Genomic DNA, 11,842 nt, shown 5'->3' with positions numbered 1-11,842 from the left:
GTGGTCACCGGTCGGCGGGGTCGGCGACCAGCAGCACGGGCCGGTGGGCGGCCCGAGGCAGGCCGCGGCTGACCGAGCGCCGCACCATCCGGCTCAGCGGCCGGTGCCGGTGCGTGCCCACCACGATCATCAAGGCGTCCTGCTCGTCGGCCACGGTGACCAGCAGCCGCACCGGCTCGCCGTTCCAGGCGTGGTAGGTCCACCTGCCGGGGTGCCGCGCCAACGCCTCGCGGACCAGGACGAGCAGGTGTTCGAGCGCCTCGCGCGCGTGGCCCTCCCACACCTCCACCGCGGCGTCGGAGTCGATCGGGTAGTCCCGCACGTCCACGCCGTGCACCACGTGCAGGTCCGCGCCGAGGCGACGTGCCAGGTCGGCGGCCGTGCGCAACGCGGCCAGGCTCGCCGCCTGACCGTCGAACCCGACCACGAGGACCGGCGCACCGCCGCGCTCGTCGCCACCGACGGGCAACCTCAGCCGGCGCTCCTCGTGATCCGGGGCGTCCACCCGACCACCTTCCCGCCGCCGGCCCACGATCGCAGCCCGGGACGGGCTCCCGGCCGCGCCGCTCAGTCCACTTGACCGGGATTCGAACGCGTGTGCGACGATCGCGCTGCGGTCCTTCCCCGACCGCCGGACCCGCTGGCGAAGCGGGTGGTGCGGTGTTCCCGGTGGTCAGGGGTGACGTGTGGATCGGCGTGAGTACGAGCGGATGGTCGACCGGTTCCGGCGCCTGGTGGCGCCGCTGCCGGCCTGGAGCATCCAGGAGCACGACGGTCCGCCGGTGCTGGTCGACGACGTGCTCGGCAGCGGTGGCGTGCTGTTGCACCTGGACAGCCGGTGGAACGCCTACCTGGTGCGGTACTTCGCGGCCGTGGACAAGGACCGCCTGCTCGAGCTGGTGGCCCTGCTGGAGGTCGTGCCACCGGATGGGCCCGCCCACCGGGCCGCCGTGGCGTTCCTGAGGTCGCTGAGGCTGGGCGACGACCAGGGACCGACCGGGTGACGCGGTGCCGTCACGGACGGCGGGTGGCGCGGACGACGACGTCGTGCAAGGGGGTCGACCGGCCGTCGTGGTCGAGCGTGCGGCGGTGTTCTTCGGCGGTGACGATCCGCCAGTGCGCGGGGTCCAGCACCGCCGTGATGTCGGCGAGGGTCACCGATGCCTCGGCGGGCGGGTGGTGCTCGTGGCCGGTGGCGTTCGCGGTGTGCAGGTGCCCGACGATCACCAGCGTGCCGCCGGGGGACACCCACTCGGAGATCCGGCCGTAGAACGCGAGCTGCGGCATCGCCGGGTGCGCGTAGTGCGTCGTGACGAGGTCGAAAGAGGTGTCCGGCCGCCAGGTGGTCAGGTCCGCTTCGACCCACCGCACGTCGGTGGTGGCGCGCTCGGCGGCGCGGGCGAGGACTTCGGCGGAGATGTCGGCCGCGGTGACCCGCCAGCCGCGTGACGCGAGCCAGGCGGCCTCCGCGCCCGTGCCGCACCCGGCGTCCAACGCGGTGCCCGGCTCCAGGTCGCCGACCTCGGCGACCAGGTGCGGGTTGGGTGCGCCGGTGGCCGTGTGGCCGCCGTGGTGCGCCTCACGCCAGTGCCGCTCCCAGTAGTCCTGGTCGAATCCGGCCATCGTGACCTGCTCCTTCGTCGTCGCGGTGGGTCGCCGCCGATGGTGACCCCGCACGACGCGGAACCGCAAAACTTCTTGCCGAATGGCAAACTGGCCGGATGGACGAGCACGCGGACCGCACGCTCGACGCCGTCGGCCCGAGGTTGAAGCACCTGCGGCAGCGCCGCGAGATCACGCTCGCCGAGCTGGCGGCGGAAACCGGCATCTCCACCAGCACGCTCTCCCGGCTCGAAGCGGGCCTGCGCCGCCCCACGCTGGAGCAGCTGCTGCCGCTGGCCCGCGTGCACGGCGTCACCCTCGACGAACTCGTCGGCGCGCCGCCGACCGGCGACCCTCGGATCAACCTGCGCCCCATCGCGTGCGGCGACGGCGCGACCGTCCTGCCGCTGACCCGCAGACCCGGCGGCATCCAGGCGTACAAGTTCGTCCTGCGGACCGGCGACGACGACCGCGCGCCCGACCTGCGCACCCACGAGGGCCACGACTGGGTCTACGTCCTCAACGGCACGCTGCGCCTGGTCCTCGGCGAGCAGGACCTGCGCCTGCGCCCCGGCGAGGCGGCGGAGTTCGACACCCGCACCCCGCACTGGTTCGGCGCCACCGCAGCGGGCCCCGTCGAGTTCCTCAGCCTCGTCGGCAGGCAGGGCGAACGCGCCCACATCAGGGCCGTGACGCCGCCCTAACGCCGGGGCAGCACGTGGAACTCGTTGCCGTCCGGATCGGCCAGGACCACCCGGCCGGCCTCGTCCCGGTCGACGTCCAGGCGGGTCGCGCCGAGTGAGACCAGGCGGTCGACCTCGGCCCCCTGGTCGCCGTCCACCGGCACGAGGTCGAAGCGCAGCCGGTTCCTCCCGACCTTCGGCGGCACCGGCGGCCCGCCCCAGGTGATCTTCGGGCCGCCGTGCGGCGAGCGGATCGCGGTCTCCTGGTCCCGGTCCCAGACCAACGGCCACCCGAGCGCCTCAGCCCAGAAGTACCCGACCTCCCGCGACCCGTCGCACGCCAGCGCGCCGACGAAGCCGCACTCGGCCAGGAAGTCGTTGCCCGGCTCGATGACGCAGAACTCGTTGCCCTCCGGATCGGCCAGGACGACGTGCGGCTCCTCCGGGCGCTGACCGACGTCGACGTGCCGAGCGCCGAGGTCCAGCGCTCGCGCCGCGGTCTGCCGCTGGTCCTCCGGGGATGCGCTGGTCAGGTCGAAGTGCGCCTGGTTCTTGCCGGCCTTGGGCTCGTCGGTCGGGAGGAACCGCAGGGAGAAGCCCGTGTCGTCGTCCGGCCGGAGCTCGACGCCGTCCCCGGGGCTCTCGGCGACCTCCCAGCCCAGGAGGCCGGCCCAGAAGCGCGCGAGGCCGGGTGGGTCGTTCGCGTCGAAGCAGAGCGCGACGAGCTGACTGGCCACCGGCGACCCCCCGTTCCGCCCGCACGGGCGCGGACTCGGCGCGGACGCTAGGAGGAGGACGCCGGTCGCGCAAAGGAATTAGCGCCGCACCGCAGCCGCCGGCAGCGGTCGTGGCGCGGGCGGGCCGACGTAGCGGGCCGCCGGGCGGATCACCTTGCCGCCGGCCGCCTGCTCCAGCACGTTGGCCGACCAGCCGATGACCCGGCTCGCGGCGAACGTCGGCGTGAACATCGACCGGGGTATGCCGCACTGCTCCATCACGACGCCCGCGTAGAACTCGACGTTCGCGTACAGCTCGCGACCGGGCTTCAGCTCGGCGAGGACCTCCACCACCCGGCGTTCGACGGTGGTGGCGAACTCGGCGAGCGCCGGGTCGAAGCCGCGGCGACCGAGGTCGAGCGCGATCTCCCGCAGCATCCGGGCGCGCGGGTCCTCGGTGCGGTAGACCGCGTGGCCGAAGCCCATGATGCGGTCGCCGGAGCGCACCTTGTCCCGCACCCAGGCGTCGACCCGGTCGAGCGAGCCGATCTCGTCCAGGCTGTCGAGCGCGCGGTCCGGCGCGCCGCCGTGCAGCGGACCGACGAACGCGCCGACGGCCGCGGCGATCGCGGAGACGACGTCCGACCCGGTGGACGCGACGACCCGGGCGGTGAACGTGGAGGCGTTGAACCCGTGGTCGACGGTGGAGACCAGGTAGCTCTGCACGGCGGCGGCCCGTGCCTCGTCGGGCACCTCGCCGGTGACCATGTACAGCCAGTTCGCCGCCGCGGACAGGTCCGCGCGGGGCTCCAGCGGCGGCAGCCCGGCCCGCAACCGGTGCAGCGCCGCGAGGATGGTCGGCGTCACGGCGCTGACCAGCAACGCGTCGGCCCGACGGCGCTCGGGCGTCACGTCCCACACCGGCGGCAGCCCGCGTGCGGCGGCGAGCAGCGACAACGCCGTGCGCAGACCGGCCAGCGGGGTGAACCGGTCGCCGGCGCGGGCGATCGCGGGCAGCACCTCGCGCACCTCGTCCGGCACGTGCCGCAGCGCGGTGACGTCCTCGGTGAAGCGGGCGCGTTCGGCGGGGTCGGGCAACCGGCCCTCCACGAACAGGAACCAGACGTCCTCCAACGTCCTGGTCCGGGCCAGCTCGACCGCCGAGTAGCCGCGGTAGTGGTAGAAGCCCTCGCCGCCGCGCACGTCACCCAGTTCGGTGGTGGTGACCACGACGTCGCGCAGGCCCGCCGGTGCATCCATGACAACCTCCTCGTCGACCCGATCCACTGTCGATTCGCGAATCAACTATTGTCAATGTTGATGCAGTCAATACGAACGAGGAGTCGCAGGTCGTGCGGACCGGGAGTGACGAGCGTTACCTGACCACCGCCGAGGTGGCGCGGCGGCTCGGCGTGAAGACCGAGACCGTCTACGCCTACGCCAGCCGCGGCCTGCTGCGCAGCGTGCGGCTGCCCGGTCGGCGGGGGAGCTTCTTCGCGCAGCCCGAGGTCGAGGACTTCGCCGCGCGCGGCCGTGACGAACGCCCGCCGTCCGGTGCGGTCGAGCGGATCCGCACCGAGCTCACGCTGCTCGACGGTGACGAGCTGTGCTACCGCGGCCACCGCGCCACCGACCTCGCGGCGTCGCACGCGTTCGAGTCGGTCGCCACGCTGCTGTGGACCGGGCACCTGGCCGACCCCGACCCGTTCCCCGTCGACGAGCCGCTCGTGAACACCGTCCGCGCCGCGCTGGCCGCGTTGCCGGACGCGGCGCGCACGACCGACCGGTTCAAGGTCGCCGCCGCCGTGCTGGGCGCCACCGACCCGCTGCGGTTCGACCTGTCGCCCGCGGCCGTCGTCCGCGTCGGCAGGCGGCTCATCGGCGTGCTCGCCGACGTGTTGCCCGGCGCGGCGGGCGAGGGCGACCGCATCGCCCAACGGCTGGCGGGCAAGCTCGGCGACCGGCCCGTCGACCCGGCGCTGCTCGACCTGGCGCTGGTCCTGCTCGCCGACCACGACCTCGCCGTGTCCACGGTCGCCGTGCGCGTGGCCGCCAGCGCCCGCGCCCACCCGTACTCCGTGGTGTCCGCCGGCCTGGGCGCGGTCGACGGCCAGTACCACGGTGTCGCCAGCACCCTCGCGTACCGGTTCCTGCGTGACGCGGCGGACGACCCGTTCGGCGCGTTGGCGGAACGGCAGCGCACCGGCGGGGTCCCCGGCTTCGGGCACCGCGTCTACCGCGACCGCGACCCGCGGGCCGAGGCGTTGTTCACCGCGCTGCGCGGGCACGAGGCCGCCCGGGACGTCATGGCCACGGTGGACGCGGTCGCACCCGGCGCCGGCACGTTCCCCAACGTCGACCTGGCGTTGGCCGCGCTGATGCACGCCTTCGGCCTGCGCCCGGACGCGGGCGAGGCGATCTTCGCGCTGGCGCGCTGCGCGGGCTGGCTCGCGCACGCGATCGAGGAGTACCGCGAGCCCGGCATGAGGTTCCGCCCGACCGGCGTCTACACCGGCGTGCGCCCACAACGCTGACCAGGGCGGGAGTTCTCCCGCTGTCGCGCTCCCGAAGCGTCGTGCCGGCCGGCGCGGTGCGAGCACTCGTCACGATCTGACGAAAGTCGCTATGGTCGATAGCAGACGGTAGTCACTCGGTCGCTGAGCGAGTAAGGGACGTGGGATGCGCACCGAAGACCAGTGGGAGTCCGACCGCCTTGACGTCGACACGTACCTCGACCGGCTCGGAATCACCGGGCCGCTCGCGCCGACAGCGCAGAACCTGCGCCGGTTGCACCGGGCGCACGTGCTGACCATCCCGTTCGAGAACCTCGACGTGGTGCTCGGCCGCGGCGTCGACCTCGACGTGCCGGCGATGCAGGCGAAGCTGCTGGAGAACCGGCGCGGCGGTTACTGCTACGAGCACAACATGCTGCTCGCCGCCCTGCTGGACCGGCTCGGCTACCGCGTCACGCGGCTGTTCGCCCGGCCGGACCTGCACTACGGCAAGCCGTTGCCGCGCACCCACATGGCGCTGCGCGTGGAGGTGGAGGACGGCACGGCCTACCTCGCCGACGTGGGTTTCGGCGACAGCGGCCCGCTGGACCCGGTGCCGTTCGGCGACGTCGTGTCGGAGCAGGCGGGCTGGACCTACCGGCTGGCCGAGGAACGCGACCGGCCGCAGCCGTGGTGCCTGTACCTGAAGCGCGACGACGGCTGGTTCCCGGTCTACCGGTTCTCGCTGGAGGCCCACCACCGCATCGACTGCCTGGTGGCCAACCACTTCATCTCGACCAACCCGCGCTCGCCGTTCGTGGGCCGGGTGTTCCTGGAGCGGATCGCCGAGCACTGGCGGCTCAACCTGAACAACCGCGTGCTGACCCTGCGCCACGCCGACGGCCGGCGCGAGGAGTCGCGGGTCGAGGACGACGGGTTCGCCGAGGTGCTGGCCGACCGGTTCGGCGTCGTGCTGAGCGAGCCGGAGCTGAAGTCGGTGCTCGCCGCGCTGCCGGACTGACCCGGCACGCCCCTTCGACGCGGCCGACCGCGCCGGCTCGACGGCCGTGACGTCGTGCGGGCCGCCACCCACCCGGCGAACGCTCGCACGACCGGCACCGGCGGGACTGCCCGCCGATGCCGGTCGTGCGATGCTGGTGCGGACAACGAGACGGGGGTGGGCATGGCGTCGAAGCGCAGGGGCGGCCTGGCCCCGTACGTGGCGCTGCTGGTGGCCGTGATCATCTTCGTGCCGGCGGTGCGCGAGGTCTTCGCCGACCTGATGGGGCCGTTGGTCGACCTGGTGGAGGACGCGTTCGGCGGCCCGAACTGAGACGGTGTTGACCGCCGCTCGCGACCCTCGGCAGACTTGCGCGGTCATCGGCGGGGAGTGTCGACCCGACCGGCCCCCGGCCTCTCGGAGGAGAGCTTCTCGTGGGTAGCTCATCGCGTTGCACGGTCATCGTCCCGACCTACAACAGGAGACGATTGCTCGAGCTGACGCTCGACTCGCTGGCCAGGCAGGACCTGCACCGCGACCGGTTCGAGGTGGTGGTCGTCGACGACGGCTCCAGCGACGACACCGCGGCCGCGGTGCGGGCGTTCGAGGACCGGCTCGACCTGCGGTACTTCCACCAACCCGACGAGGGCTACCGGGTCGCCCGGGCTCGCAACGTCGGCATCCGGCACGCGCGCGGCGAGGTCTGCGTCTTCGTCGACTCCGGGGTGCTGCTGCACTCCGCGAGCCTGACCGCGCACCTGGACGCCCACGCCGCCGCCGCGGAGCCGTTGGCGCTGAACGGTTACGTGTACTGCTTCAACCTCGACAACGAGGACGCCCGGCTGATCCGCAAGTTCGTGGACGTGGACGACGTCGACTCGACCATCGGCTCGCTGGCGCGCACGCGGTCGTGGCCGGACGTGCGCGAACCGTTCTACGAGCGGCACTCCGACGACTTCGGCCACCTCCGCGCCCCCTGGTTGATGTACTGGACGTGCCACGCGTCGGCACGCACGGAGCAGGTGCGCGCGATCGGCATGTACGACGAGGAGTTCCGGCAGTGGGGCGGGGAGGACCTCGACCTCGCCTACCGGCTGCACCGCGACGGGGCCCGGTTCGCCGTGAGCAGGCGGGCGAGCTCCATCCACTACCCGCACGACAAGGACCAGGGCGACAACACGGCGTCCGCCCTGGAGAACTACCGCTACATCGCGGAGAAGTACGACACGCCGATCACCCGGCTGCTGACCGAGGAGCCGGCGATCCGCTTCTCGGCGTTCGACGACGTCATCGCCGAACGCGGGCTGCCCAGCTGCGCCGACTACCTGGCACAGCGCAAGGTCTCCGGGTAGATGGGGCCGAGGCGCCCCTCCTGGCTCGGCACGGCGCGAGAGCGGTTCGCCGCACGGCGGGACATCGTCCGGCTGCTCCCGCGCGCGGGCCGGTGGCCGGTCGCCGCGCTGGTCGCGATCAACCTGCTGCTCGGCTGCCTGCCCGTCGTGTTCACCGTCGCCACCGCGATGGTGCTCGGCCGGGTGCCCGCGGCCGTGCGCGGCGGGCTCGACTCGGCCGCGTGGCACGGGCTGGTCGCGGTGTTCGGCGTCGCGGCGGGCGCGTTCGTCGGCAGGCAGCTGCTCTCCCCGGTGGAACGGGCCCTGGGCGAGCTGGTGACGCGGCGGGTCGACGGCCGGGTGGTCGACGAGCTGATGGCCGCGTCGCTGCGCAGCCCCGGCCTCGGCCCGCTGGAGGACCAACGGGCGTTGGACGCGCTGCGCACCGCCGCGCGGGAGGTGGAGTTCGGCGTGCAGAGCCCCGGCCGGGCCGCCACCGGCCTGCTCGCGCTGATCGCCCGCTACACCGAGCTCGCCGGCTGCGCGGTCGCGATCGGCGCGGTGTTCTCGTGGCCCGCCGCGGTCGCGCTGGTCGTCACCGTGCTGTTGTTCCGCCACGGCCAGCGCGGCGGGCTGCGCCGGTACGCGCGCGCCCGGTCCCTGCTCGCCGCCGAGCAGCGCGAGGTCGACTACCTGCGCGAGCTGGCCGGCGGGGCCGCCGCGGCCAAGGAGATCCGGGTCTTCGGCCTGGACGGCCACCTGCGGCAACGCCTGCGCGAGACGCACCTGCGCTACCTCGGGCCGCTGTGGGCGGAACGGCGCGCGATCTACCTGTGGCCGTTCGTCCGGTTCTCGGTCCTGGCGGTCGCGGTCACGGCCGTGGTCTTCGCGGTGCTCGGCGCGACCGCGCACGAGATCACCCTCACCGGGTTCGTCCTCGTCGCCACCGCCGTCCTGGGCCTGCTGCGGCTGGCCGAGCACTACCCGGAAGCGGACCTGCCGACCGCCGTGGGCATGAGGGCCTACGACGCCGTGCGGCGGTTCGCCGCGCTCGTCGACGAAGAACATCCCCGCCCGGCCCGGCGGCCGACCGTGCCGGAGCCGGTGGGCGTCATCCGGTTCGAGCAGGTCGGCTTCCGCTACCCGGGCCAGGAGCGCGCGGTCTTCGACCGCTTGGACCTGACGATCCCGATCGGCCGCTGCACGGCGATCGTCGGCGTGAACGGCGCGGGCAAGACGACCCTGGTCAAGCTGCTCGCCCGCCTCTACGAGCCGACGACGGGCGTGATCACGCTCGACGGCGTGGACATCCGCGAGTTCCCGCTCGACGCGTGGCGTGCCCGGCTCAGCGTGATCTTCCAGGACTTCGTGCGGTACGAGGCGTCCGTCGCGGACAACGTGGGGCTCGGCGCGGTCGGCTCCCGCGCCGACCGCGCGGGGATCCGGGAGGTCGTGGACGCCGTCGGCCTGACCGCGGCGGTGGCCGGCCTGCCCCGCGGCCTGGACACGCCGCTGGCCCGCCACCTCAGCGGCGGCGCGGAGCTGTCCGGCGGCCAGTGGCAGCGCGTGGCGTTGGCGAGGGCGTTGTTCGCGCTGCGCCACGGCGCGCGGGTCGTGGTGCTGGACGAACCGACCGCCAGCCTCGACGTGCGCGCCGAGACCGGCTTCTTCGAGGAGTTCGCCGACCTCGCCGAGGGCGCGACCACCCTGCTGATCTCCCACCGGTTCTCCACCGTGCGGCACGCCGACCTCATCGTCGTGCTCGAACACGGCCGGGTCGTTGAGCAGGGCGGCCACGCCGACCTGCTGGCCCGGGGCGGGCGTTACGCCGAGCTGTTCCGGTTGCAGGCGGACCGGTTCGCGGACGCGGTCGAGGGGCGGGTCGGGTGAAGGTCCTGCTGACCGGCGCGTGGACGGTGCTCGCCACGGCATGGCGGCTCAACCGGCGCAAGACGGCGCTCGCGGTGGTCCTGATGACGGCGGGCGCGGTCGCCGCCCCGGTGCTGGCCGCCGCGCTCGGCTGGATGACCCGCGAGGTGGTGGCGGGCGTCCCGGGGCGGGCGGTGCTGGCCGGTGTGGTCGTGGCCGTGCTGGCGGTGCTGGTGCTGTCCCTCTCGCACTTCGCCCACCTCGCCTACTACGAGCTCTCCGAGCTGGCGGAACTGGACTTCGACGAGCGCGTGATCGAGGTGTCCAACGGGTCGGCCGGCATCGAGCACCACGAGCACGCCGAGCACGCCGACACGTGGACCGTGCTGCGGCAGGAGGGCAGGCAGTTCCGCACCGGCCTGGAAGCGCTGCTCAACGGTGTCGGCCTGGTCCTGGCGGTGGCGCTGACCGCGGTCCTGCTGGCCGCGCAGAACCCGTGGCTGCTGGTGCTGCCCGTCGCCGCGGTGCCGCCGCTGGTGGCCGGTCGGGCCGCCGAACGGGTGCTCGACCGCGCCCGGACCGCGACCGCCGAGCCGACCAGGACCGCGCTGAACCTGTTCCACCTGGCCACCTCCGCCCGCGTGGCCGGCGAGCTGCGGGTGTCCGGCGTGCAGGACGAGCTGCGCACCCGGCACAGCCGGCTGTGGGACACGGCGACGCGGGGGTTGTGGCGGGCGCACCTCACCGCCACGGTGATCCGCGCGGCCGGCCAGGTCGTGTTCGCCCTCGCCTACATCGCGGGCGTGCTGCTCGTGGTGCGTGACGCCATCGCCGGGCGACGTGGCGTCGGCGACGTCGTGCTGGTGATCGTGCTCGCCGCCCAGGTCAACCAGCAGGTCGCCACCGCCGTCGCGCTCCTGCAGGACCTCCAGCGGATGGCCGGCGCGTACCGGCGGCTCACCGAGGTCACCGCGCTGGTTTCCGGGCCCGGGAGGGCCGCGCCCCGCCACGCGCCGCCGAGCCGGCTGCACGACGGGATCGAGTTCGCCGGCGTCGCGTTCACCTATCCGGGCACCGACGTCCCGGTGCTGCGCGAGGTCGACCTCCACCTCCCCGCCGGCGCCACGGTCGCGATCGTCGGCGAGAACGGCGCGGGCAAGTCGACCCTGGTCAAGCTGCTGTGCGGGTTCTACCGGCCGTCCCAGGGGCGGATCCTGGTCGACGGGGTGGACCTGCACGACCTGCCGCTCGACCGGTGGCGCACCCGGATCGCGGCCGGGTTCCAGGACTTCGTCCGCTACGAGTTCCCGGCCGGGCAGGTGGTCGGCCTCGGCGACCTGCCCCGGCTGTCGTCGGAGCCGGCCGTCCGCACGGCGCTGGCCCGCGCCGACGCCACCGACGTGCTCGACGCCCTGCCCGACGGCCCGCGGACCCACCTCGGCAAGAGCTACGCCGACGGGGCGGAGCTGTCCGGCGGCCAGTGGCAGAAGCTCGCGCTGGGCCGCGCCATGATGCGCGACGCCCCGCTGCTCCTCGTGCTGGACGAGCCGACGTCCGCGCTGGACCCGGAGGCCGAGCACGCGTTGTTCCAGCGCTACGCCGAGCACGCCGAGCGGGTCGCCGCCACGACCGGCGGGATCACCGTCTTCGTCTCCCACCGCTTCTCCACGGTGCGCATGGCCGACCTGATCATCGTGGTGCGGGACGGCCTGGTGGCGGAAACCGGCGACCACGCCGGCCTCATGGCCCGCGGGGGCCTCTACGCGGAGCTGTTCGCGCTCCAGGCCAGGTCGTACAGCTGACCGGGGCGTAGTCTCGTGTTCGCGGTTGGGTGGAGACTTTCGGGCCAGGCAGTGGAAACACCGCAAGGCCCGGGCGTCGGTCCGGTGCGTGAGCGAGGGGAGCGGGGCTTGTCGCACGCCGATTCGGGTGAGCGGCACGACCGGCTCGTTCGCCATCCCCACCCAGTTCCGCGGCGACCAGCTCGCCACCATGGAGGCGCACGCCGACGGCACCAACGCCGGACCGGCGGACTGGACCCCGTTCAAGCAGCACTTCCAACCCGACTGCACCGCGGGCACGCTGATCCTGGAGCCGGACTTCTTCGCCGAGCTGGACGACGGTGGCACCACCCTCACGTCCACTTCTG

At 73.7% G+C, this 11,842-nt stretch carries 12 protein-coding genes and 1 pseudogene; 9 read left to right on the top strand and 4 right to left on the bottom strand.

Annotation, left to right across the window (positions count from 1 at the left end; translation table 11 throughout):
- Positions 1-4: 4 nt before the first annotated feature.
- Positions 5-505, bottom strand: coding sequence for a universal stress protein (locus LZG04_RS16515; protein ID WP_233817856.1), 501 nt, complete (start codon positions 503-505; stop codon positions 5-7).
- A gap of 181 nt (positions 506-686) precedes the next feature.
- Between LZG04_RS16515 and LZG04_RS16510 the strand changes: the two genes are divergently transcribed.
- Positions 687-1,004 (top strand): hypothetical protein, encoded by a 318-nt coding sequence (locus LZG04_RS16510; protein ID WP_233817854.1) that lies wholly within the window; start codon positions 687-689, stop codon positions 1,002-1,004.
- 10 nt (positions 1,005-1,014) lie between these two features.
- Here LZG04_RS16510 and LZG04_RS16505 read toward each other — a convergent pair whose 3' ends face one another.
- A complete protein-coding gene (locus tag LZG04_RS16505) occupies positions 1,015-1,623 on the bottom strand; it encodes a trans-aconitate 2-methyltransferase (protein ID WP_233817852.1) in 609 nt (202 codons plus the stop codon).
- A 98-nt stretch (positions 1,624-1,721) separates the two neighbouring features.
- Between LZG04_RS16505 and LZG04_RS16500 the strand changes: the two genes are divergently transcribed.
- Positions 1,722-2,306 carry a helix-turn-helix domain-containing protein gene (locus LZG04_RS16500; RefSeq protein ID WP_233817850.1) on the top strand — a complete coding sequence of 195 codons (585 nt, stop codon included), beginning with the start codon at positions 1,722-1,724 and terminating at the stop codon, positions 2,304-2,306.
- On the opposite strand, the gene LZG04_RS42570 is transcribed toward LZG04_RS16500, so the two are convergent.
- Both LZG04_RS42570 and LZG04_RS16490 read right to left on the bottom strand, forming a co-directional pair.
- Positions 2,303-3,022, bottom strand: a complete 720-nt coding sequence (locus LZG04_RS42570; RefSeq protein ID WP_233817848.1) for a VOC family protein — start codon at positions 3,020-3,022, stop codon at positions 2,303-2,305. The two genes, LZG04_RS16500 and LZG04_RS42570, sit on opposite strands and share 4 nt — an antisense overlap.
- A 78-nt stretch (positions 3,023-3,100) precedes the next feature.
- Complete coding sequence (locus LZG04_RS16490) at positions 3,101-4,261, bottom strand: citrate/2-methylcitrate synthase (protein ID WP_233817846.1); 1,161 nt, start codon at positions 4,259-4,261, stop codon at positions 3,101-3,103.
- A 92-nt stretch (positions 4,262-4,353) separates the two neighbouring features.
- On the opposite strand from LZG04_RS16490, the gene LZG04_RS16485 reads away from it, so the two are divergent.
- The 7 genes and pseudogenes from LZG04_RS16485 to LZG04_RS16455 form a co-directional block, all read left to right on the top strand.
- Positions 4,354-5,535: a citrate synthase gene (locus tag LZG04_RS16485; protein ID WP_233817844.1), complete on the top strand. Its 1,182-nt coding sequence runs from the start codon at positions 4,354-4,356 to the stop codon at positions 5,533-5,535.
- A 145-nt stretch (positions 5,536-5,680) separates the two neighbouring features.
- The gene (locus LZG04_RS16480) at positions 5,681-6,514 is read left to right on the top strand and encodes an arylamine N-acetyltransferase (RefSeq protein ID WP_233817842.1); all 834 of its coding nucleotides are present in this window, start codon (positions 5,681-5,683) and stop codon (positions 6,512-6,514) included.
- Between the two features lie 162 nt (positions 6,515-6,676).
- Positions 6,677-6,826 carry a hypothetical protein gene (locus LZG04_RS16475; RefSeq protein ID WP_233817840.1) on the top strand — a complete coding sequence of 50 codons (150 nt, stop codon included), beginning with the start codon at positions 6,677-6,679 and terminating at the stop codon, positions 6,824-6,826.
- A 101-nt stretch (positions 6,827-6,927) separates the two neighbouring features.
- On the top strand, positions 6,928-7,845 hold the full coding sequence (locus tag LZG04_RS16470; protein ID WP_308199129.1) for a glycosyltransferase: 918 nt from the start codon (positions 6,928-6,930) through the stop codon (positions 7,843-7,845).
- The gene (locus LZG04_RS16465; RefSeq protein ID WP_233817836.1) at positions 7,846-9,714 is read left to right on the top strand and encodes an ABC transporter ATP-binding protein; all 1,869 of its coding nucleotides are present in this window, start codon (positions 7,846-7,848) and stop codon (positions 9,712-9,714) included.
- Positions 9,711-11,495 carry an ABC transporter ATP-binding protein gene (locus LZG04_RS16460; protein ID WP_233817834.1) on the top strand — a complete coding sequence of 595 codons (1,785 nt, stop codon included), beginning with the start codon at positions 9,711-9,713 and terminating at the stop codon, positions 11,493-11,495. The genes LZG04_RS16465 and LZG04_RS16460 overlap by 4 nt, the downstream gene beginning before the upstream one ends.
- 190 nt (positions 11,496-11,685) lie before the next feature.
- Positions 11,686-11,769: pseudogene (locus LZG04_RS16455) on the top strand (hypothetical protein); the annotation flags it as partial.
- Between the last annotated feature and the right edge of the window lie 73 nt (positions 11,770-11,842).

Origin of the sequence: Saccharothrix sp. S26, from assembly GCF_021390395.1 — a bacterium.
Lineage (GTDB): Bacteria > Actinomycetota > Actinomycetes > Mycobacteriales > Pseudonocardiaceae > Actinosynnema.
The sequence above is the reverse complement of the archived record's forward strand: the minus strand, read 5'-3'. Positions and strand labels throughout refer to the sequence as shown.

Excerpts from the sequence above, each read along its gene's own strand:
- LZG04_RS16505 (WP_233817852.1), bottom strand. The coding sequence starts at position 1,623 with ATGGCCGGATTCGACCAGGACTACTGGGAGCGGCACTGGCGTGAGGCG.
- LZG04_RS16480 (WP_233817842.1), top strand. The coding sequence starts at position 5,681 with ATGCGCACCGAAGACCAGTGGGAGTCCGACCGCCTTGACGTCGACACG.
- LZG04_RS16490 (WP_233817846.1), bottom strand. The coding sequence starts at position 4,261 with ATGGATGCACCGGCGGGCCTGCGCGACGTCGTGGTCACCACCACCGAA.
- LZG04_RS16475 (WP_233817840.1), top strand. The coding sequence starts at position 6,677 with ATGGCGTCGAAGCGCAGGGGCGGCCTGGCCCCGTACGTGGCGCTGCTG.
- LZG04_RS16500 (WP_233817850.1), top strand. The coding sequence starts at position 1,722 with ATGGACGAGCACGCGGACCGCACGCTCGACGCCGTCGGCCCGAGGTTG.
- LZG04_RS16465 (WP_233817836.1), top strand. The coding sequence starts at position 7,846 with ATGGGGCCGAGGCGCCCCTCCTGGCTCGGCACGGCGCGAGAGCGGTTC.